At 64.8% G+C, this 20,397-nt stretch carries 24 protein-coding genes and 1 tRNA gene; 18 read left to right on the forward strand and 7 right to left on the reverse strand.

The features are described from left to right. Positions 1-11 precede the first annotated feature (11 nt). Positions 12-821 (forward strand): MBL fold metallo-hydrolase, encoded by an 810-nt coding sequence (locus VGV07_RS07525; RefSeq protein ID WP_326868074.1) that lies wholly within the window; start codon positions 12-14, stop codon positions 819-821. A 328-nt stretch (positions 822-1,149) separates the two neighbouring features. Here the strand turns inward: VGV07_RS07525 and VGV07_RS07530 are convergent, their stop codons facing one another. The 4 genes from VGV07_RS07530 to VGV07_RS07545 form a co-directional block, all read right to left on the reverse strand. After that, positions 1,150-1,788: a class I SAM-dependent methyltransferase gene (locus VGV07_RS07530; RefSeq protein WP_326868075.1), complete on the reverse strand. Its 639-nt coding sequence runs from the start codon at positions 1,786-1,788 to the stop codon at positions 1,150-1,152. Next, complete coding sequence (locus VGV07_RS07535; RefSeq protein ID WP_326868076.1) at positions 1,775-2,623, reverse strand: AraC family transcriptional regulator; 849 nt, start codon at positions 2,621-2,623, stop codon at positions 1,775-1,777. Before VGV07_RS07535 ends, VGV07_RS07530 begins: the two co-directional genes overlap by 14 nt. Before the next feature lie 148 nt (positions 2,624-2,771). Continuing rightward, positions 2,772-2,942, reverse strand: coding sequence for a DUF1127 domain-containing protein (locus VGV07_RS07540; RefSeq protein WP_326868077.1), 171 nt, complete (start codon positions 2,940-2,942; stop codon positions 2,772-2,774). Positions 2,943-3,090: 148 nt separating this feature from the next. Further along, on the reverse strand, positions 3,091-3,237 hold the full coding sequence (locus tag VGV07_RS07545; RefSeq protein WP_326868078.1) for a hypothetical protein: 147 nt from the start codon (positions 3,235-3,237) through the stop codon (positions 3,091-3,093). Positions 3,238-3,341: 104 nt separating this feature from the next. On the opposite strand from VGV07_RS07545, the gene VGV07_RS07550 reads away from it, so the two are divergent. The 11 genes from VGV07_RS07550 to VGV07_RS07600 all read left to right on the forward strand — a co-directional run bounded on the left by VGV07_RS07550 (position 3,342) and on the right by VGV07_RS07600 (position 11,940). Then, on the forward strand, positions 3,342-3,815 hold the full coding sequence (locus VGV07_RS07550) for a GFA family protein (RefSeq protein WP_326868079.1): 474 nt from the start codon (positions 3,342-3,344) through the stop codon (positions 3,813-3,815). Between the two features lie 98 nt (positions 3,816-3,913). After that, entirely contained in the window at positions 3,914-4,426 is a 513-nt protein-coding gene (locus tag VGV07_RS07555) for a heme-degrading domain-containing protein (protein WP_326868080.1), read from the forward strand. Between the two features lie 63 nt (positions 4,427-4,489). Beyond that, complete coding sequence (locus tag VGV07_RS07560) at positions 4,490-4,987, forward strand: heme-degrading domain-containing protein (RefSeq protein ID WP_326868081.1); 498 nt, start codon at positions 4,490-4,492, stop codon at positions 4,985-4,987. Positions 4,988-5,064: 77 nt separating this feature from the next. After that, positions 5,065-5,943: a PhzF family phenazine biosynthesis protein gene (locus VGV07_RS07565; protein WP_326868082.1), complete on the forward strand. Its 879-nt coding sequence runs from the start codon at positions 5,065-5,067 to the stop codon at positions 5,941-5,943. A 115-nt stretch (positions 5,944-6,058) separates the two neighbouring features. Beyond that, a complete protein-coding gene (locus tag VGV07_RS07570; protein WP_326868083.1) occupies positions 6,059-6,484 on the forward strand; it encodes a hypothetical protein in 426 nt (141 codons plus the stop codon). Positions 6,485-6,491: 7 nt separating this feature from the next. After that, on the forward strand, positions 6,492-6,896 hold the full coding sequence (locus VGV07_RS07575; protein ID WP_326868084.1) for a hypothetical protein: 405 nt from the start codon (positions 6,492-6,494) through the stop codon (positions 6,894-6,896). Next, positions 6,896-7,273 (forward strand): VOC family protein, encoded by a 378-nt coding sequence (locus VGV07_RS07580; protein WP_326868085.1) that lies wholly within the window; start codon positions 6,896-6,898, stop codon positions 7,271-7,273. The genes VGV07_RS07575 and VGV07_RS07580 overlap by 1 nt, the downstream gene beginning before the upstream one ends. Positions 7,274-7,612: 339 nt before the next feature. Then, positions 7,613-9,187 carry a 2-isopropylmalate synthase gene (locus tag VGV07_RS07585; protein WP_326868086.1) on the forward strand — a complete coding sequence of 525 codons (1,575 nt, stop codon included), beginning with the start codon at positions 7,613-7,615 and terminating at the stop codon, positions 9,185-9,187. A gap of 63 nt (positions 9,188-9,250) precedes the next feature. Beyond that, positions 9,251-9,697, forward strand: a complete 447-nt coding sequence (locus VGV07_RS07590) for a GNAT family N-acetyltransferase (protein WP_326868087.1) — start codon at positions 9,251-9,253, stop codon at positions 9,695-9,697. Positions 9,698-9,955: 258 nt separating this feature from the next. After that, positions 9,956-10,930: a glycosyltransferase family 61 protein gene (locus VGV07_RS07595; RefSeq protein ID WP_326868088.1), complete on the forward strand. Its 975-nt coding sequence runs from the start codon at positions 9,956-9,958 to the stop codon at positions 10,928-10,930. Between the two features lie 35 nt (positions 10,931-10,965). After that, the gene (locus VGV07_RS07600; RefSeq protein WP_326868089.1) at positions 10,966-11,940 is read left to right on the forward strand and encodes an endonuclease/exonuclease/phosphatase family protein; all 975 of its coding nucleotides are present in this window, start codon (positions 10,966-10,968) and stop codon (positions 11,938-11,940) included. A gap of 277 nt (positions 11,941-12,217) precedes the next feature. Here the strand turns inward: VGV07_RS07600 and rocF are convergent, their stop codons facing one another. Further along, positions 12,218-13,171, reverse strand: coding sequence for an arginase (gene rocF, locus VGV07_RS07605; protein WP_326868090.1), 954 nt, complete (start codon positions 13,169-13,171; stop codon positions 12,218-12,220). Between the two features lie 111 nt (positions 13,172-13,282). Here rocF and VGV07_RS07610 point away from each other — a divergent pair, with 111 nt between their 5' ends. Further along, on the forward strand, positions 13,283-13,732 hold the full coding sequence (locus VGV07_RS07610) for an Lrp/AsnC family transcriptional regulator (protein ID WP_326868091.1): 450 nt from the start codon (positions 13,283-13,285) through the stop codon (positions 13,730-13,732). Positions 13,733-13,742: 10 nt separating this feature from the next. Here the strand turns inward: VGV07_RS07610 and VGV07_RS07615 are convergent, their stop codons facing one another. Then, positions 13,743-14,840 carry a pyridoxal phosphate-dependent aminotransferase gene (locus VGV07_RS07615; RefSeq protein ID WP_326868092.1) on the reverse strand — a complete coding sequence of 366 codons (1,098 nt, stop codon included), beginning with the start codon at positions 14,838-14,840 and terminating at the stop codon, positions 13,743-13,745. A gap of 160 nt (positions 14,841-15,000) precedes the next feature. On the opposite strand from VGV07_RS07615, the gene msrA reads away from it, so the two are divergent. Beyond that, positions 15,001-15,645, forward strand: a complete 645-nt coding sequence (gene msrA / locus VGV07_RS07620; RefSeq protein WP_326868093.1) for a peptide-methionine (S)-S-oxide reductase MsrA — start codon at positions 15,001-15,003, stop codon at positions 15,643-15,645. Between the two features lie 71 nt (positions 15,646-15,716). Here msrA and VGV07_RS07625 read toward each other — a convergent pair whose 3' ends face one another. Then, on the reverse strand, positions 15,717-16,586 hold the full coding sequence (locus VGV07_RS07625) for a mechanosensitive ion channel family protein (RefSeq protein WP_326868094.1): 870 nt from the start codon (positions 16,584-16,586) through the stop codon (positions 15,717-15,719). Between the two features lie 125 nt (positions 16,587-16,711). Here VGV07_RS07625 and VGV07_RS07630 point away from each other — a divergent pair. The 4 genes from VGV07_RS07630 to VGV07_RS07645 all read left to right on the forward strand — a co-directional run bounded on the left by VGV07_RS07630 (position 16,712) and on the right by VGV07_RS07645 (position 20,390). Continuing rightward, positions 16,712-16,787, forward strand: a tRNA-Lys gene (locus tag VGV07_RS07630). A 256-nt stretch (positions 16,788-17,043) separates the two neighbouring features. Beyond that, entirely contained in the window at positions 17,044-17,745 is a 702-nt protein-coding gene (locus tag VGV07_RS07635) for a TerC family protein (RefSeq protein WP_326868095.1), read from the forward strand. Positions 17,746-17,904: 159 nt separating this feature from the next. Beyond that, positions 17,905-19,065 carry a lipid II:glycine glycyltransferase FemX gene (locus VGV07_RS07640; protein ID WP_326868096.1) on the forward strand — a complete coding sequence of 387 codons (1,161 nt, stop codon included), beginning with the start codon at positions 17,905-17,907 and terminating at the stop codon, positions 19,063-19,065. Next, entirely contained in the window at positions 19,062-20,390 is a 1,329-nt protein-coding gene (locus VGV07_RS07645; RefSeq protein ID WP_326868097.1) for a lipopolysaccharide biosynthesis protein, read from the forward strand. The genes VGV07_RS07640 and VGV07_RS07645 overlap by 4 nt, the downstream gene beginning before the upstream one ends. Positions 20,391-20,397 lie beyond the last annotated feature (7 nt).

Below are 20,397 nucleotides of genomic sequence, written 5' to 3' on the forward strand. Positions count from 1 at the left end.
AGGAGCTGAAAATGGACATTCCGACCTTTGTCGGTGCGCGCAAGGCGGCACCAGATGTGACGACTTTCTCGGGGTTCTTCCCCATCGGACCGCTCGGCATCCTGCCGGCTAACGCCCACCTTATCCATGCCCGCGAGCCGATCCTGGTGGATACCAGCGGCGTGGTCTTCCAGGATGCCTTCATCGACGCGCTGACCGATCTCGTCGACGCCGCCGACCTCAAGTGGATCTATATCAGCCATACCGACCTCGACCATGTCGGCAACCTTGAAGCGGTGATGCGGCTCGCGCCCAACGCCAAGGTGGTGGTGCCCAGCCTTGGAGCGGCCAAGTTCGGTCTACGCGAAGGCTTCGACATGAGCCGACTGCAACCGATGGATCACGGACAGCGCCTCGACCTCGGGGATCGCGAACTGGTGCTGTTGAAGCCCCCAACTTACGACGCGCCGGAAACCACTGGCTTCTTCGACACCAGGACGCGCGTGCTGTTCAGCGTCGATTCCTTCGGCGCGCTGCTGGATGCTCCCTACGAGGAGCTTGCAGCCATCCCCGAGGAAACTCTGCGCGACGGCATGGCCATGTGGTCGGGCATCGACGCGCCCTGGCTGGGCCTGGTCGACAAGTCGAAATTCGGCGAGTTGCTCAGCGATATCCAGCGGCTCGACCCCGCCGCCATCATCTCGGGCCACCTGCCAGTCGCCGATCGCAGTGTCACCGACCGGCTGCTGCGCAACATGCTGGGAGGCGTCGCCACCCGGATCGCGGGGCCCGACCGCGACACCATCGAAGCATTGTTTGCCCAGCCGGCGGGAGCATTCTGATGGGTATCGTTTTCGAGCGTTCTGCCCGGCGTGACAATGCCGGCCTCGTCAGCCTGCCGGTCGATTCGCTTCCACCTGGCTGCAAGGGGACCACCTGTCCGGCCTTTGCCATCTGCCAGGGGCGGTGCGCAAGCCGGCGCCTCGAGCGGGAAACTGCCCGCGACGGATACCCCGGGGGTCTCGACCGTTCCAACTGACGAATGAACGCGTCAGAATCAACAGGGCCCCGGTCATCTCGGGGCCCTTCAGTTTGTGATAGCTCCTAACCGCGGGGTCAGTCATGGCCGCGGAAGACCGGGCGGGCGGCGTCCGGACCGAGCAAGTTCCGCTACCTCTGCATCACCTTGGCGAGGATAGCACACCAATCGCCGTCCTCGTCCTGCGTCCGCCGTTCCCATGCCGGCTCCAGACCGGCACTCCGAAGCGCTGCCCTGAACGCCTCGGGTGACCGCAGCGTAATGTGGTAGTCGCCGGAGACCTCGCCGTGTTCGGTGAGAGTGCCTTCGCCCTCGCGATAGGTGAGCAGGACGCGGCCTGCTGGGCTTAAGCACCTCGCCAGTTTCGCCAGCACGCCAGCGAGCAGTGATGCATCGATGTGTTGCAGTACATAGAGCACCAGTGCCCCGTCATACGGGCCCTCGAGTTCACCCGAAATCAGGTCGAGAGTCTCTGCCGCTTTGCCCCGCTCGCGCTGCATCGCAACGAAGCTGGGGGCCGCATCGGTCCGCCGGACGCTGAAACCGATGGCTTCGAGGTAGTCAGCGTCCCAGCCGGGGCCAGAGCCGATTTCCAGAATGTTCCCTCCTGCGGGCAGGGCCCGCGCCAGCACCTGCAGCATTTCCTGGCCGGTGGTGGACATTGTCCTGGTCGCTTCGGCATACCCGGCAGCGTAGCGACCGTAGGAGGCGACGGTGATGCGATTGCGGAGGCTGGCCTCCCGATCGGGCTTGGCGCTATTGTCCGTCATGGCCCACCGACAGGGGGATCCACAGGGTCAGGCCACCGTCTCCGGTCGCGGGGTCGAACCCGGCATTGTGCCGTTCGATGACCGCGGCGTCTGCAACGGTGCACCCTGCCTCGGGAAGGGCCTCGTTCCAGATTGTGGCGTAGGTTTCGTAGAGGCTGGAGACATGTCCGTTGTGCTCGAATACCGCGTACCGTCCGGGAGCGACGACGGCAGCTTCCAGGCCGGGTGGTATGTCTTCAAGGCTCGCCACTTCGACACCGCATAGGTAGCGGAACAGTCCTTCGGCGTCGGGTGCCTGTGAGAGGCCAACGGGAATGTCCCGGCTTTGATGCTGAACTTCCTCGCAGCGCAGCATGAACCGCTGCCATTGCGCGGGTATGCTGGTAGTGTCCTCAAAGCTGATCGTCGCTGACAGGCCAACAACCTGAATTCGGCCTTGCTGCTCGAAGCGTGGGTGAAGTGTCGGCATAGCCGCGCCGGCGCTGATTTCGATCGGGTTCGTGAGCGGCAGGCCGGCGACGCTACCGCGTTCCCGCAGGCTCTCAGGCGTCATCTCGAACTGGTCGCGGAAAGCGCGCGTAAACGCTTCGTGCGAGTTGTAACCGGCATCTAGAGCGATCGACAGGATATCGGGCGCGCCCTTGGCGAGAGCCTGGGCGGCGCTGCTCAGTCGCCGGCCGCGCAGGTACTTCATCGCCGGCACGCCGGTTGCGCTGCCGAAGGCATGGGCAAGGTGCGATCTCGACACGCCGCAGGCGCGTGCCAGGTCAATGAGACTGATGGGCTGATCCGAGTTGCGCTCGATGATCCAGAGCGCTTTGGCGGCTAGCGACATGACCCCTCCAAAGGCGTGTGCTGACCTGCTGCTTACCCAAACACGTTGAGGCCCGCTTGATCGATCGTCCAGTCGATGCAGCCCCGCAAACAAAAAGGGCCCCGATCATCTCGGGGCCCTTCAGGTTGGACTATCGCCTACCGCAGGGTCATTCATGGCCGCGGGAAGGCGACGCATGGTGGCGGCCGGCGCGCATCGCGGCGAGGTCGCCACGGGTAAGGCCGATGTCGCGCAGCAGGTGGTCATCGAACTTCAGCAGATCGGTGAGGACCCGCTTGCGTTCTGCGCGACGGAACATGGACGTCAGGCTGAAAGCCATTTCGTTATCTCGTCAGTTGGGTGGTGCCGGGAGCGGCGGAGCGGGCTTATGCCCTCGTCGTGATGAATGCCTGATGAACCGTTTGGGCCTGGAGCGCTTTCAGGAAAAGGTGCAGACTTTTCCGGTTCGAAAGCGCGGCACACCAACACTAGCGGGGCTTGCGGCCGAACCAGGTCTTCTGCTTCCTGAGATCTGCACGCGTGAGCGCGATATCGGCCAGCAGGCGGTCTTCGATCTGCTGGTTGGGCGTACGGGCACGCAGGTGGTCGGACAGCAGCAGCAATTCGGGGATCATGTTCTCGATTTCCTTGTATCTTGAGCCGGCGCCCGCCGGCGTTGCGGCGCCCAATGACCGAGGCCGGTTGAACCGGTTCTGAACGATGACTTCAGGAGAGACCAATGAGTGAGATCGACTTGCCGACATTTCCGGTTGAAGGCGGCTGCGTCTGTGGCGCCGTGCGTTACCGCATCACCGGTGCGCCGCTCACCGTCTACAACTGCCATTGCCGGGATTGCCAGCGGCTCAGCGGCGCCACGCACTCGATGTCGATGCCGATCGCGCGCGAGCGGCTCGAACACCTGCGCGGTGAACTCTCCGCTTACGACAAACCCGCCGACAGCGGGCGCACGGTTCGGATGCTCGCCTGTGCCCGCTGCGGCACCAAGCTGTGGAACGAGCCGCTCGCCTCGCCTGTGATGTTTGTGCTCAAGCCCGGTACGCTCGACGACCCCAGCTGGGCCGTCCCGATCGGCAACATCTGGACGGGGAGCCGGCTGCCCTGGGCAACAGTCGATGAAACCCAGGTCAATTTCCCCGGCCAGCCGCCGGACCGCCAGCTGCTCTACGACGCCTGGAGTGCGGCTACCGCCTGATGCCGGCCAGCGGAGTTTGCCGGAAGAAATCGCGGCGCGGCCGGAGGAACCGACGGGCGACGGCGTGCTAGCAGATCTGTCAGGGTCTGGAGGGGATGATGAGTTTCGACACTGACATCGCGCTGGTGGCCGAGCAGGAGCGGCAACTGGTATTCAGCCGCTTCGACGAGACCACGGCGCTGAAACTGGGTGAGGATATTCGCCAGCTCGCGGTGGCGGCGAAATCGGCCCTGGTGATCGACATCCGGTTCTGGAACCGGCCGCTGTACTATTTTGCGATGCCGGGTACCGGCCCCGACAACTTCGAGTGGGTTCGGCGCAAGAGCAACTGTGTGCGGCGCTTCAATCGAGCATCCTATGCGCTGACACTGCGCCAACAGCGCGATAAGCGCGGCTTTGCGCCGGACGACAATGTCGACCCCACCGAGATTGCGGCGCATGGCGGCTCGTTTCCGATCCGCATCGAGGGGGTGAGCGTCGTTGGAACGATCACCGTCTCGGGCGTCCCCGGACGGCACGATCATGGCTTCGTGGTCACCGCCATCGCGCGGCATCTCGGCATCGATACGGCGCCGCTCATGCTGCCGCACGAGGAACCGGCCGCCGACTGACGGCCAGCTTGCCGCGACTCCGTACCACTGGCTATACCGCCCGCAACAACAGGAGCGGACAGCATGGCCACGGCAGACGACATTGCCAAAATCATCGAGCAGGAGCGCGGGCTCGAGTTCAGCGAGTTCAGCGAGAACGTTGCGTTCTCGCTCGGCGTGCGGGTGCGCGAGCGTGCAATGCGCGAAAGGCTCGGCCTTGTGGTCGATGTCCGCACCTGGGACCGGCAGATGTTCTATGCGGCGATGCCGGGAACAACAGCCGATAACCCCAACTGGGTGCGCCGCAAGATCAACACGACGCAGCGCCTGCTCAAGTCGAGCTATCGCGCGGCGTTGGAACAGAACCGCGAGGATCGGCTGTTCCCCGCGAATCGGGCGCTCGATGGCGCCGATTATGTCCTCGCCGGAGGGGCATTCCCGATCCGCATGAAAGGGTTCGGGCCGATCGGCTGCATCACCATTTCGGGTCTGCACGAGCGAGACGATCATCAGGTCGCCGTGGATGCCGTGGCCGAAGAACTCGGGCTCGATAAGGCGGCCTTTGCGTTGGCCAAGATTTAGTTCGAAGCGCCCCGCGGACACGGCTTGACACCTTGAACCGGTCTGCCGCAACTGCTGCCCGGTTGCGGAGCCCGGCTATGAAACTCAACTACATGCTGCTTGATGTCTTCACTACGCAGCGGCTGAAGGGAAATCCCCTTGCTGTCGTGCTGAAGGCTGACGGCCTACTCGACGATCAGATGCAGGCCATCGCTGCCGAGTTCAATCTGTCCGAAACGGTGTTCATCCAGAAGGCGCAGTCGGAGCGTCACGCCGCAGCCGTGCGCATCTTCACTCCTACGGTCGAGTTGCCCTTTGCCGGACACCCGACCGTTGGCGCTGCCGTCGTGCTCGGATTGCAGAATCGCAGCTCCGCCGTGCGGCTCGAGGAAAAGGTCGGCGTCATCACCTGTGTGATCGAGCGCGTAGACAAGGACGTCGGGCTTGCTCGGTTTGCGCTGCCGCGGCTGCCGGAAGAGGTCGGCAAGGTCCCCGCCGTCGGGGCGATTGCGGCGACACTCGGGCTCGAGCCCGAGGAAATCGGTTGTGGTCCATACCAGCCGGCGTTGTTCTCTGCCGGCGTGCCGTATTACTTGCTGCCGGTACGTGACGCAGCGGCGCTGAAGCGGATCCGGCTCGAGCGCCGCGGCTGGGATGAGACTTTTTCGGAAGGTCGCGGCTCGATCTATGTCTTCACCCAGACACCGGAAGAGCCGGAGAACGACCTCGCCGCGCGCATGTTTTCACCCCGCATGGAAGACCCGGCGACGGGGTCGGCCGCGGCGGCGCTTATCGGGCTGATCGCTCGCCACACCGGTAATGGTCAGCACGAGCTCCGGCTGCGACAGGGCCACGAGATGGGTCGGCCGAGTCTCATCACTCTGCAGTTGCGCAAGGACGACGACAAGCTCACCCACGGCGGCATCGGCGGTCACGCCGTCATCGTCGGTGAAGGTACCCTCAACCTCGGGGACTAGCCTCGGCGTCCGGGCTGTGACTGGGCCTTCACAAATGCCCCTGCACCTGCCGGTGCCGCTAGTGCGGCGTAGCCAACTGGGCTAGCTTTCGCGCGGGCATTTGGAGGGCTAGGCCGTGTACGTTGTCGCACTTCTCATCTTCTTCATCCACATCGTCGCCTTTGTCGCCGGCGGCGCCAATCTGGTGCTGATGCCGATCGTCGGCGCCAAGTTGCCGACCGCCACTCCGGAGCAGCGCGGTCTGTTGTTCGCGGTCATCGAGGGCTTTGCCAAGGTGGGCAAGTATGCGTTCGCGACCCTGCTGGTCACCGGCATCCTGACCCTGTGGCTCAAATGGAACTGGGTCGTTCCCAACGCCTGGTTCTGGGTCAAGATGCTGGGCATCCTTGGGATGATCGTGTTCATCAGCCTCAACGAGATGAACCGCAACAAGGCGATGCAGGGCGATGCGGAAGCGGCTAAGCGTTCCAGAATGTTCGGTCAGTTGACCGGCGTTGCCTTCCTCGTCGTCGTGTTCTCTGCCGTATTCGCCTTCAACTGAGGTTACCTTGGACCCCGCCTTTACGCTTCTGCTCGTCGCCCATCTCGTTGGTCTCATGCTGGTGGCTGCGGCGTTCCTGCCGCTGCTGGGGATGATGGGGCAGGGTGGCGCAGCACCCCAGACAAACCGGTTGCTCACGCGCTTCGGGCACTACGGCATCATCGTGTTGCTGCTCAGCGGCCCACTTCTGATCTGGGTCCGCTATGGCGGCTTCGACGGCATCAGTCACTGGTTCTGGGCCAAACTGGCCTTCGTGGCGCTGCTCGCGGCCGGCGTCGTGTTGTCGGCGGTCTCGGCGCGCAGGATGCGCGCCGGCGATGCCGCGGCAACGGCGCGGGTTCGGCTGGGCCGCATCATCGCGGTGACGTCGCTGGTGGCGATCGTGGTGTTTGCCGTGCTGGCGTTCAACTGATGCCGCGGCTCGACCACATCAACATCGACGTGTCGGACGGCGCCCGGATGGTGCGATTCTTCGCCGACGTGCTGGGCGCCGAGGACGGATTTCGCCCGCCCTTCGATTTTCCCGGCCATTGGATCTATGTCGATGGTCATCCGGCGATCCACCTGAACGTTGCCGCCAGGCAAGGCGATTTCCCGCGCGGCATGATCAACCACGTGGCCTTCGGGGTCTACGAGTTCGAGCCGCTGCGAGCGCGGCTCGAGGCGGCCGGCTGGCCGTACCGGATCACCGGCATCCCCGACTCGGAGATCGGACAATTCTTCGTCGATGGTCCGGAAGGGCTGCTGCTCGAGGTGCAGTTTCGCCGCGAGCGGCAGACTGGTTCGTGAGGCGGTCTTCACGTTCGGTTACCCTGTGCTTCGCAAAGGCTTGCGCCGGCGCCGGAATTCGCGCAATATTTGCGACGTAGCTAGTTTTGGTCCGACGAATGCAGCGCAACCGCGCCATTGCCATAGCCGCCGCCCAGCAGAAGGCTCGTCAGAGCCGGCTGATGATTGCGGCCGCTCTGCTGCTGCTCCCGGCCGCTCTGCTTCTCCTTCTTATCAGCCCCTGATAACCGACAGCTCGGCTAGCGAGCGGGTGGTCAGGGGAGCGCGCAGGTTAACCGAACAACGATTTGTCCGGTCGCGACGGTTTTCGAACCCCGGCCGTTTGATAGGAAAACAGCAATGAGCACCCAGGCGGCGGCGAGCAACAAAGACCGCGTCTTCATCTTCGATACGACCTTGCGCGACGGCGAGCAGAGCCCTGGCGCGACGATGACCCTGGAGGAGAAACTCCAGGTCGCCGAGGCGCTGGACGAGATGGGCGTCGACATCATCGAGGCCGGCTTTCCCATTGCCTCGAACGGCGATTTCGAAGCCGTCGTCGCAGTGGCCAAACAGGTCAAGAACGCGGTGGTCGCCGGTCTTGCCCGGGCTATCCCTGGCGACATTGCCCGCGCCGGCGAAGCGGTCCGGCACGCCAAGCAGGGCCGCATCCACACCTTCGTGTCCACCTCGCCCATCCATCTGGCCCACCAGATGAAGAAGACCGAGGAGCAGGTGCTGGAGATCATCACTGCCACAGTCACCCAGGCGCGCAACTTGATCGACAATGTCGAGTGGAGCGCCATGGATGCCACCCGCACGCCGATCGACTACCTGGCCCGTTGTGTCGAACTCGCCATCAAGGCCGGCGCCACCACCATTAACCTGCCCGATACGGTCGGCTACGCCATCCCCGCCGAGCATGAGGCAATGTTCCGCTCGATCATCGAGCGCGTCCCGGGCGCCGACAAGGTGGTTTTCTCGGCCCACTGCCATAACGACCTGGGCCTTGCTGTCGCCAACTCGCTGGCAGCGGTGCGCGGCGGTGCCCGGCAGATCGAATGCACCATCAATGGTTTGGGCGAACGCGCCGGCAACGCGGCGCTCGAGGAAGTGGTGATGGCGCTGCGCACCCGCGGTGACGCCATGCCCTATGATACCGAAATCGACGCCACTCATCTGAGCCGCGCCAGCAAGGTTGTTTCGGCAGCCGCCAATTTCCCGGTGCAGTACAACAAGGCGATCGTCGGCAAAAACGCTTTCGCCCATGAGAGCGGCATCCACCAGGATGGCATGCTGAAGAACGCCCAGACCTACGAGATCATGACGCCTGCTTCGGTCGGCATCAAGGAAACCACCTTGGTCATGGGCAAGCACTCGGGCCGCGCCGCCTTCAAGGACAAGTTGAAGGAACTGGGCTACGACTTGGGCGACAATGCCTTTCAGGAGGCCTTCGTCCGCTTCAAGGATCTGGCCGACCGCAAGAAGCATGTCTATGACGCCGATATCGTCGCCCTGGTTGATGATGAGGCCGGCTCGGTCGACGATCGCATCAAGCTGGTCGATATGGAGGTCGTCTCAAAGACCGGCGGCATCCACCATTGCGACCTCACCATCACCATCGACGGGGTCGAGGTGAAGGCGTCGTTCGACGGCACCGGGTCGGTCGATGCGATCTTCAACGCCATCAAGCAGGCAGTGGGCAAGGATCCGCATCTGGTGCTCTATGCCATCGACGGCGTCACCGGCGGCACGGACGCGCAGGCGAGCGCCCATGTGCGGCTCGAAATGAACGGCCGCATCGTCTCCGGCAATGCCGCCGAGCCCGATACCCTCGTCGCCTCGGCCCGTGCCTATATCAACGCCTATAACCGCCTGCTGCTCGAACGCGGCGCTGCGGCGCAGGGGGCCACGGAAGCAGCGGCCGCCAGCTGATCTCCAGCAGGGCCGCTTCGGCGGCCCTTCTTGTATGCTCGAGGCGATACTGCGGGGGCAGGCGTGGGCTATGAACTGCGACAGGCGACAACGCTCGATGATCTGGCTGAAATGCACCGGCTTCGCCGGGATGTGTTGTTCGCACGGCGTGGGCGTGCCGCCATCTACAATGATGACCATCCCGATGACGCTGTGGCCAATCACCTGAAATTTCTGCTGGTGCTGGATGGCGAGCGGATCGGCACCGCGCGGCTCGATCTCGTGCAAGGCGTGGCGAAGCTGCGCCTCGTCGTCATCGCCGAGGAGCGGCAGCGGCAGGGCCACGGCGCAGTCATGGAGCAACTGATCACCGGGCACGCCAACCGGCTCGGTATCACCACCTTGCTCGTCAATTCGGCGCCCGATGCCGTCGGCTTCTACGAGAAATGCGGCTGGCAGCGCGAAATCTGGGATGCCTCCGAGCTGGTCGGCGCCGCCAGCGACTGTGTGCAGATGGCAAAGTACCTCTAGACGTCAACCTCCGGATCGCGGGCGCAACGCTTGCCAAGCCCGGGCGTTCGGTGCATTGCCATGGCGCAGGCTGATGGGGGCTCCATGCGTTGGCGGGACTTGGTCCGTGGTGCGACCAGCAGGTTTCGGCAGGCCGGTCGACTGGCTCGCTGGCAGCTGTTCGGGCTCACAAACTTTGCGCGGCCCGAGCATCTGCGCCTGAGGCCACCACCCTGGCGCTCCGCCCCCGCCACGGCAGCGGCGCCTGCGACCGTCAGGGTGCCGATCGTCCGGCCGGTCCTCTACGGAGAAGTGGAGCCGGAGAGCTTCAAGCGGATACCCGATGAAGTCGTCGTGCGGGATCCGAGCGTGGCGATTGCCGACGACGTCGTGCTCGTGCCCGGCCATGTCTTCGTCGACCGCCGAAACGGGCAGGTGCTGCCGCAGAGCTATGACATCGCCACCTCAGGGGGCGCCTTGACCGGGATCGAAACTCGGCCGCCGAAGCCGTTCTCGCTTCCGCAGCAGGCCGAACAGCTCTTCGTGGTCGATAGCCACTTTCCCGGCTATGGGCACTTCCTGCTCGAAGCCATTCCAAAGCTGATGCTGCTCGATCGCGCGCCGGCGGACATCGGGATTGCGACGTCCGTTCCCCGGTCGGCGACGTTCGATGCAATGGTCGGTGCGCTTGGCGTTGAGCCCTCACGCATCCGCCATTTCAATGAGCCGGTGTTTTGCCGCCGTGCCTTCCTGCCCGAGCGCCTGGTTCACCTCGACCAATGCATCCATCCCCTGGCGCGCCAGGCCTTCAGCCGCATCAGGGCACTCGGCGAGACGTCTGCCGCAGAGGTGGCCGACCGCATCTTCATTTCGCGCTCCCGGTTCCGTCGTCGGCGACTGACCAATGAAACTCAGATTGAGGCGTTGTTCGAGCGGCACGGCTTCCGCATTGTCCATCCCGAGTTGCTGCCGATCGAAGCGCAGATTGCCCTGTTCAGTAATGCGAAAATGATTGCCGGGCTGGGCGGATCGGCGATGCACAACACGGTATTCACCAATCCCGGTGCCAAGGTTCTGATCGTCAGCGCCAGGCAATGGTTCGTGCGGACCGACGTGTTGATCAGTCAGCATGACGGGCAGCTCGCCTACGTGTTCGGTGAGCCCGACGGCGACTCGCCCGATGTCGGCGACGCCGATTGGAGCGTCGATCCGGCGGCAGTCGAAGCCGCGATCGTCGGACACTTCGGGCTCTAGCTCAGATGGGCGGAGCGAGCACCAAGGAGGCCGGTATGCGAGCCCAAGCTGCGGCGCCAGAGGGCTTGCTGCGAGAGCTGAGGGGCGCGTTCACCGCACTGGCGCTGGCGGTGTGCGGCGTCCTGATCGCCGTCAGCTACGATTTCGGCATCCCTGGGCAAGCCCTGCTGCAATCGTTGCGCTTCCACATTGCGGCGGCGTTGCTCGGGCTGGCGGTGCTGCTGTTCGTCGGCGGCGCCTGGCGCAGCGCCTGGCTCTTTGTCTTCGCCTTTGCCATCAGCACCGGGCAGGGCGCGGCGATCGTCTATCACCAGCAGGAGGTGCGCCTCTCGCTTGCAGGACGACCGAGCCAGCCTTTGCTTAAGCTGCTGAGCTTCAATCTGCTGTCGACAAATCCGAACGGCGAAGAGCTTGCCCGCTTCATCGCCGGATCCGGCGTGGACGTGGCCGTGCTGATGGAGGCGGCGCCGATCGCCGATCATAACGCCATCCTGCAGGCGAGCTATCCGTATTATGCCGGCTGCGACGATGGTTCGCGCTGCGGTGGTGTGGTGATCCTGTCGCGCACCCCGCTCGCCGACATCACTGTTCGGTCGATGAGTGGCGTCTGGCAGAACCGCTTGGTGACCGCCAGCACCACGATCGCCGGACAGCGGGTCAATATCGTCGCCGCCCACCTGGTGAAGCCGTATTTCGATGACTTCGCCGCCGAGGAGCTTTCGAGACTCGGCGCAGTCGTCGACGGGCTCGAAGGTCCGCTGGTGCTGGCTGGCGATTTCAACGCTGCGGCCTGGTCCGACAGTATCGACGCACTTGTCCGCCGGCGCCATCTCGCGCCCGGCCCGTTCTACCCGGCCACCTGGCCGGTCCGGCTCGGGCCGCTGGGTGTTCCGATCGATAACATCTTTGCTCGGGGCCCGTTGGTGATCGACACCGTCTCGGCAATTGCGGACCCGATGGGCTCCAACCACCGGGGGCTGATGGCCGAGATTCGGGTGACCGAGGAGTAAGCCAGGCCCGCCGCCGCTTGTACCACGGCCGCCGGGATGCCCGTTGCCGAACTCCATGGCGTTTCACTCGCCATCAGAGGTCGGCCCAGGCTGGCCATGCGAGAGGCCTTCTCGAAGCGCTCCCAGCGGCGGGAATCGGTCTCAAAGTAGTCGGCGAGACCCACAAGGAAGGGTTCTGTGCCGATGCGCTCGAGCAGCGGCGCGGATGTCGCTGGTGCCGATGAACTGGGTCGTTTGAGCCTTTTGCTTTGGGAAGCAGTCAGGCCTCGGTTGGGAATCAGGTCGTGGCGAGCTCTCGGGCCGCTGCCGGCTGCAATTGCATCGCGCCGGACTCGCCGAACAGGCGGGCAGTGAGGTCAACCATCAGGTCGGCGCTTCTTCCATGACGGTCCAGCACGGGGTTGAGTTCGACCAGATCGAGCGAGCCGACGCGTCCGCTCCGGTGCAGCATGTCCATCACCAACTGTCCCTCCGCGAGCGTCAGCCCGCCGGGGACAGTGGTGCCGACGCCGGGGGCGAGGCTCGGGTCCATGGCGTCGACATCGAGCGACAGGTGCAGGTGACCGTTGGCGGCCTCCACCCGATCCAGGAAGCGGCGGAGCGGTGCGGCTATGCCGGCGATGCGGACGGCATCCATGTCCACCACTTCTACGCCGCGATCGTCGATCAACCGTGCTTCCTCATAATCGAGTGCGCGGGCGCCGAGGATTATCACGTTGGCCGCATCGACCGGCGCGAACCAGGTGTCGTCATTGGCAAAGCCCGGCTCGCCGCAGAGGCGCGCCAGCGACATGCCATGAATGTTGCCGGTCTCGGTGGTAGTCCAGGTGTTGAAATCGCCATGCGCATCGAACCACAAGACGAACAGCGCCCGGCCGGCATCGCGGCAGTGGCGGGCAACTCCCGCGACCGAACCCATCGAGATCGAGTGATCGCCGCCGAGGAATACCGGGCGTGCCCCATTGTCGAGGCTGCGATAGCCGGCTTGGCTGGCGCCGATGGCCAGCGCCTCGATCTCGGCCGCCGGCGCGAGCCGGCCGTCCACGGCGATATCGCCGAGGTCGGCGACCGCATAGCCGAGGCCGGCGAGCCGCTCGGCGAGCCCGGCGGTGCGCAGATCATCCGGACCAAGCGCGGCGCCCCTGCACGAGGCGCCCGCATCGGTCGGCACCCCGATCAGATCGATGCGGTTGCCAGCGGAGGGCCGGCGGGCCCGGGCGTCGTGGAGCATCTCGGTGTCCTCGATTGCGTTGTTTGCACTATGTGAGGTCGATCCGATGCTGACGAAAAGCCGAAGAAGTGATAAGAATGCGCAGTGCACTATGCAAAATGATGGCAGTAGGTGACGATTAGCACATCCAGCCTCGATGATCTCGACTACCGGCTGATTGCGCTGCTGCGCACCGACGGGCGAATGCCCGTCGCCAAGCTCGCGGCGCTGCTGGGGGTCTCACGCGCCACGGTGACGGCGCGCATGGAGCGGCTGGAGCGCTCAGGCGCTATCGCCGGCTACACCGTCGTGGTGCAAGCGCAAGGACGGGCCGATGCGGTGCGCGCCGTCACCATGGTCGAGGTGGATGGCAAGAACGCCGAGCAGATCATCCGCCGCCTCGCCGGCTTTCCCGAGATTCGCGGGCTCTACACCACCAATGGCCGTTGGGACGTGGTGGCCGAGATCGAGACGGCGACGCTGCGCGAGTTCGACGAGCTGTTGCGCAAGGTGCGCCAGATCGATGGTATCGCCAACACCGAGACGAGCATCCTGCTGGGAACGCGCAAGAAGCTTGGGTGAGGCGGCATCACTACGCCTCTCGCAACGCCCTCGGCAGCTCTGTCGCCACGACATCGAGCTCTTCCGGCCGCCCAACGCTGATGCGGATGTGGCGGTCGAGCCCCGGCGCCATTGGCTTGCGGACAAACACGCCGCGCCCCTCCAGCGCTTTCAGCACCCGCATGGCGTAATCGCCGTCGCGGCCACAATCGACGGCGACGAAGTTGGTGGCGGAGGGGACGGCGGCGAGGCCGTTCCCGGCCGCTATGACATGGATCCGTTCCCGTCCGGCGGCGACTTTCGCCACGACCTGCGCCAGCCAGTCCTGGTCGGCCAGGGCCGCCATCGCCGCGACCTGGCTCAGCCGGGTGACCCCGAAATGGTTGCGCACCTTGTCGAACGCCTTGATGAAACTGGCCTCGCCGACGGCGTAGCCGACCCGCATGCCTGCCAGCCCATAGGCCTTGGAGAAGGTGCGGGTCCGGATCAGGTTGGGGCGGGCAATGTTGAGCGCGGGCAGGGCGCCCGCCGGCGCCGTCTCGCAATACGCTTCGTCGAGGAGGATCAGTGTTTCCTCCGGCACTGCCGCGATGAAGCGCTCGATCTCCGTGGCGCTCCACCAGCTGCCCATCGGATTGTCCGGATTGGAGAGATAGATCACCTTGGCCCGCTCGCGCCGCGCCGCTTCGGCGAGGGCGCCGAGGTCCTCATGGTGACCTGCATAGGGCACCGCGACGATCCGGCCGCCGAAGCCGGCCACGTGATAGTTGAACGTCGGATAGGCCCCGAGCGAGGTCACTGCGACATCGCCGGGCTCGGTGATCAGCCTGGCGATGAGCCCGTGCAACCCATCGATGCCCTCGCCAACTGCCAAATTGGCCAGGGGTATGCCGAGATGCGCAGCAAGCGCCGCCTTGAGGTCGTGTACCTCGGGGTCGCCATACATCCAGACCCCAGCTGCGACTGACCCGATCGCGGCGATCACCTTCTGCGAGGGGCCGAAGCCGCTCTCGTTGGCGCCGACCCGTGCTCGGAACGGCACACCGGTCCGCCGCTCCAGCGCTTCGGGACCGGTGAACGGCACGGTGGAGGGCAGGGACTGGGCAAGCGGGGTAAGGATGGGGCGCATGGTGCGGCGAACTTATCCTGCCCGGAGCGCGCTGCAACTCCATCCATTCGCACCACGTATCTCAATGGTTACATCGCCAGGCCGCACGTTAGTTTGTGTTGTGCGTGACGCGGGCGCAGGACAATCATCGACCCAATCAAAACCTTCGGGGTGAACTTTCATGATCAAGAACAAACTGACGCTGGCGGTGGCAATCGTAGGCGCGCTCGGGATGACCGGGGCGCAGGGCGCCGAGACGGCGACCGCCATCTTCGCCGGCGGTTGCTTCTGGTCGATCGAAAGCGATTTCGACCATGCGCCGGGCGTCATCTCCACCACCTCCGGCTATATCGGCGGGCACGTCGACAACCCGACCTACGAGCAGGTGGTCACCGAAACCACCGGGCACCGCGAGGCGGTCAAGATCGTCTACGACCCCAGCGTCACCAGCTACGACAAGCTGGTCGACACCTTCTTCCACCTGATCGATCCGATCGAGACACGTGGCCAGTTCTGCGACTACGGCGAGAGCTACACCACGGCGATCTACGCCGGCACCGATGCCGAGCTGAAGGTCGCCGAGGCCGGCAAGGAAGCGACTGCCGCAGCGCTCGGCAAGCCCGTGGCCACCATCGTCGCCATGGCCCCGACCTTCTGGCCGGCCGAGGCCTATCACCAGGATTTCTGGAAGGGCAGCGAGGTGCTTCAGAACGGCCTGACCCGCGCCCAGCACTACGCCCGCTATCGCGTCGGCTGCGGCAAGAACGGCCAGGTCGAAGCCATCTGGGGCAAGGACGCCTTCAAGGGGCTCGACGGGCACGCTTGAACATAGCGAATAGTGAGTAGCGAATGGCGCGGCCCCCACTCGTTACTCGCTACCTCGCAATTCGTTCGCCTTCAGGTCAGATCCGGCGTCCGCTCGCCGGCGCCCTGGGTGTGCGGGTCGGCTGCCAGTTCCACCTTAACGTGCTCGTCCTCGGACGAGAGCATCTTGTTGATGGCGAACTTTGCCTTTTCGGTCAGGTCGCGCAACGTTGGCAGGTATTCCGGCGTCGGCACCCAGGCGCGCAGCTGCAGCATGATCTTGTCGCCCACGAAGCTCTCGACATGCACCGTCGGTGGCGGATCGACCTGCACGCGCTTGTCGGACGTGGCGATCTTCAGCATTGTCCGGCGCGCCGCCGCGACGTTGATCGAATCGGCCACCGTGATGTTCACATCGATGCGCCGGCGCGGTTCGCGGCTGTGGTTGGTGATCGCCGAGGACCAGAGCTTCTGATTCGGCGTGAAGATATAGAGCCCGCTGGTCGAGCGCAGCCGCGTGCCGAACAGGCCGATCTCCACCACGACGCCGGCGACGCCGTCGCCGACGATGTACTCGCCGATGGCGATGGGCCTGAGCCACACCAGCATGATTCCGGCCGCTATGTTGGCGAGCGTGCCTTGCAGCGCCAGCGCAATGGCAAGACCGGCGGCGCCGATCACCGCATAGATCGAGGTGCTCGATACGCCGACGAAGCTCAGCGCCGTCACCACCGAGAAAATGATGATGCCGTATCGCGTTACCTGCGCCAGCAGCGGCGCGAAGTTCTTGTCGACGCCATAGGCCCGCGGCAGCAGGTTCTTCACCGCGCGTGACAGGACGCGCGCCAGATACCAGCCGGCGATCAGCACGATGAGCGCGCTGAGGATGGCAACGGAGTTGTCGGTCAGCCACCTGAGCGGAAGGGAGATGGCGTCGGTCGCTTCAGTGGGCAGGTCGTTCATTGGCTTCCACGGGCCTCAGCGGTGCGGGCGCTAACTTACCAATCTGGCAAAAGCAGGAAAGTCCATGGCAAAGCGAATAGGTGCTGGACAAGGTCGGGAACCCCTGTTAGTCAGCCGCTCGGACCGGGTGCGTAGCTCAGATGGTAGAGCAGCTGACTCTTAATCAGCGGGTCCACGGTTCGAGTCCGTGCGCACCCACCAAATCCTCCTAATGCTTTGATATCGTATCCGGAACGGGAACCATCCCCGTTTGGGCCAGTGCCATCGCAGCGCGATGGCGAGGTGCCGCAGCGAGCGGCCGAATCAGTTTCGCGCCATGTGCGGCCGTGGCCGTAGAGTTGGGGAGTTCGGGCGGGTAAGGCACCCCAGGCCGTGAATTGATCGAATGGCGCTCTTCACAAGGCGCGCCGCGCCGCTTACATAGCCCCACCACCCTTGCTCACGGAGATATCCCGGAATGCCCTTCGGCCTTGATGCTTCGGCTTTTGCGGCATTCTTTCAGGTTATCATGATCGATCTGGTGCTTGCTGGCGACAACGCTGTCGTCATCGGGCTCGCCGCTGCCGGGCTGCCGGCCGATCTCCGCCGCAAGGCCATTCTCATCGGCATCATCGCAGCGACGATACTGCGCATCTGCTTCGCCTTGATCACGACGCAGCTACTGGCGCTCGGTGGCGGCCTGCTCATCGCAGGCGGCTTGCTGCTGCTCTGGGTCTGCTGGAAGATGTATCGCGAGCTGTCGGTCTCGCATGAAGACGAGCACGAGGCGACCGAAGCGCTCGCAGATGCCGATCTCAACGCCGACGGCACGATTGCCGGCAAGGGCAAGAAGAAGACGCTGAAGTCGGCGGTCTGGCAGATCATCATTGCCGACGTGTCGATGTCGCTCGACAACGTGCTGGCGGTGGCTGGCGCGGCGCAGCACCACGAAGTGGCGCTGATCTTCGGCCTCGGCCTCTCGGTGCTGCTGATGGGCGTCGCGGCGACGCTGGTGGCCGGGCTGCTGCATAAGTATCGCTGGATCGCCTGGCTGGGCCTGGTGATTATCCTCTATGTCGCGGTGAAGATGCTCTACGAGGGCGCTGACCAGTTGCTCGGGCATACCCTGCCGATGATCCCGCTGATCAAGGGCGCGCCGCCGGTTCCCGGGGTGCACTAGCATCACGAGTGCACTAGGGTCACGAGTGCACTAGCGTCACGGATACACTAACCCCGCCGTAACCACGGTCCGAGTTTCCTCGCATTGCGAACCGGGCCGTAGCAATTTGCTCATGGCAGCGACGATAGCGTCCGGCAGGTTCTCTGCCGGATTTCGTCCATGTCGCTTGCCGCCCTCTCGCTCAGCCCTGTCGCACAGTTCGCTGTGCCGTCGCATCCGATCGCCACCGGTTTCGCCATGCGGCTGGTCGAGCCGGTAGCCTGGGATGATGCGATTGCCGACTTCGAGGGCGTCTGCCAGGAACAACTGGCGACCTTTGCGCGGGCCCGCTGGCCCGGCGTGGAACTCGAGCCGCAACTGTTCACGCTGGCCGGCGAAGTGGTGGGTGGGTGCCTGATCATGGTGCAACCGCTGCCGCTCGGGCTTGGCGCGATCGCGGTAGCCAAGTGGGCGCCGATGCTGCGCTGCACCGAAACGGCCGACGCCAACGCCATCTACGCGCGCATGGTCGAGGCGCTGTCGGCGGAGTACGCGGTGCGCCGGCGCATGATGCTGTCGGTGCTGCCGCGTGCGGCGCTGGGTACGACCAATGCGGAGTATGAACACCTGCTGAGAGCTGGCTTTCGGCAGGGCGCCAAGCTGCTGTTTCCGGATCGCTACATCGTTAACCTCAAGCTGAGCGACGCCGAACAGCGTTCGAGCTTCCACCAGAAATGGCGCTACCATCTCAACAAGGCCGACAAGGCCGGGCTGCGCTTCGAGCACGCCAGGCCCGATCAGCGGCCCGAGTTCGACGCGCTCTACGAGCAGATGGTCGATCGCAAGAAGTTTCCTGACCATTCGGCCTACGGCACGGTCCCGGCGCTGCTGGCGATGGAAAACCCGACACTCAGGCCGGAGCTGTTCTTCGTGCGCCGGGCCTCGGGCGACATCGTCGCGGGCGCCGTCATCTTCAAGGCCGGAGATCGCGCCGTCTATCTCTACGGCGCGACGAGTGCCGCGGCGCTCGAGCTGCGCGCCGGCTATTTCCTCCACTGGCACATCATCCGCTGGTTGCGCGACAACACTGCGGCCCGCTGGTACGACCTCGGCGGTACCGATGGTTTCCAGGGGCTGCATCAGTTCAAGAAGGGTATGGTCGGAGAACGCGGCGTGATCGTCCCGGTGCCGCCGGTGGCGAACTACGCCGCGCATTGGTGGCCGCGCCTTTTGGGCGAGGGCGCCTTCGCCGGCCGTGAGTTGGCCCACAGCCTCGGTCGCTACGTCGACCGGTTGCGGCCGGATCGGGCCAAGCCCAACCAGTTGCGGAACGCCGAATGAGCCTCCGGCAGCGTCTCGTCTCGCAATCGAGCGTGATCTTCGGCGCCCGGCTGTTCGGCGCCGGCGTGATCTTCCTCGCCCAGGCGGCGATCGCGCGGCTTTGGGGCCCCGACATCCTCGGCGAGTACCTGCTGATCATCGCGACGGTGAATATCGTCGCGGTGGTGATGCCGCTCGGCTTCGAGACCATCGGCACCTATTTCGCCGCCGAGTATCGTTCCACGGGGTACGGGCAACTATTGCGCGGCTTCATGCGGCGCGCTTACGGCCATATCGCGCTCACCGCGTTGGTGCTGCTGGTTGCTGGCTACCCGTTCGCCGGATTGCTCGGCGAACCGGGCAGGGTGCTCCTCGCCCATTGGTTGCCGGCTTGCCTCATGGCTGTCGCCACGGCCGTCGTCTACTGCAACAGCGCGCTGCTGGTCGGGTTGAAGCGCCCGTTCGCCGGATTCTTCGCCGACACCATCTTCCGTCCACTGCTGATCGTCCTTTGCTTCGCGCTCGCCGCCATGGCCAGCGATGCCGAGGCGAAGTTCGCCGAGTTGATCTGGCTCCTCGCCATTGGCTTTGCAGCGATCGCGGCGGCCCAGTTCGCCTGGGTGCTGCGCGCGGCTCGGCAGGTGCCCGATACACCTGCTGTTGCGGCAACCGAGACGAAGCGCTGGTGGCGCTTCGCGCTGCCCTGGGTGGTAATCGCGCTCGCCACCGATTTCTTCTTCGATATCGACCTGCTGATCCTGTCGCACTTCTTGGATCGCGAAAGCCTCGCAGTGTTCGGCGTCTGCACCCGGGTGTTCTCGCTGGTTGCGTTCGGCGTCTCGGCTGTCTACGCGGTGACCCTGCCCGAAATGTTCGAGCGCAACGCCGCGGCCGACCGGCCCGGCTTCCTCAAGCAGATCGGCGAGGCCAATCTCGTTGCCTGCGCCATATCGGTGGCGCTGTTCGCCATCGTGATGGCCACCGGGCCGCTGCTGTTGATGCTGTTCGGCCCGGCATTCCAGGCCGGGGTCGCGCCGCTGGCCGTCCTCTGCCTCGCCCTCTGCATCCGCTCGGTGTTCGGTCCGGCGGCGCTGGTGCTGTCGATCCACGATCGGCCCTATGCGACGCTCCCCGCCATCGGGCTCGGCATGGGCGTGCTGGTGGGCGCCAACATCCTGCTGGTCCCCACGCATGGGCTGATGGGCGCCGCGGTGGCGGCGCTGGCAGCACAGACCTTCTGGTCGGCGGCGATGTGGCTGACGGCGAAACGGCTGGCGGGGATCGATGTATCGGTCGGACCGCGGCTCAGGGAGTTGCTGGCGGGGCGCCGGGTGAAGCGACTTTAGCGGCCAG

It is taken from the genome of Devosia sp., assembly GCF_035944845.1.
Lineage (GTDB): Bacteria > Pseudomonadota > Alphaproteobacteria > Rhizobiales > Devosiaceae > Devosia_A.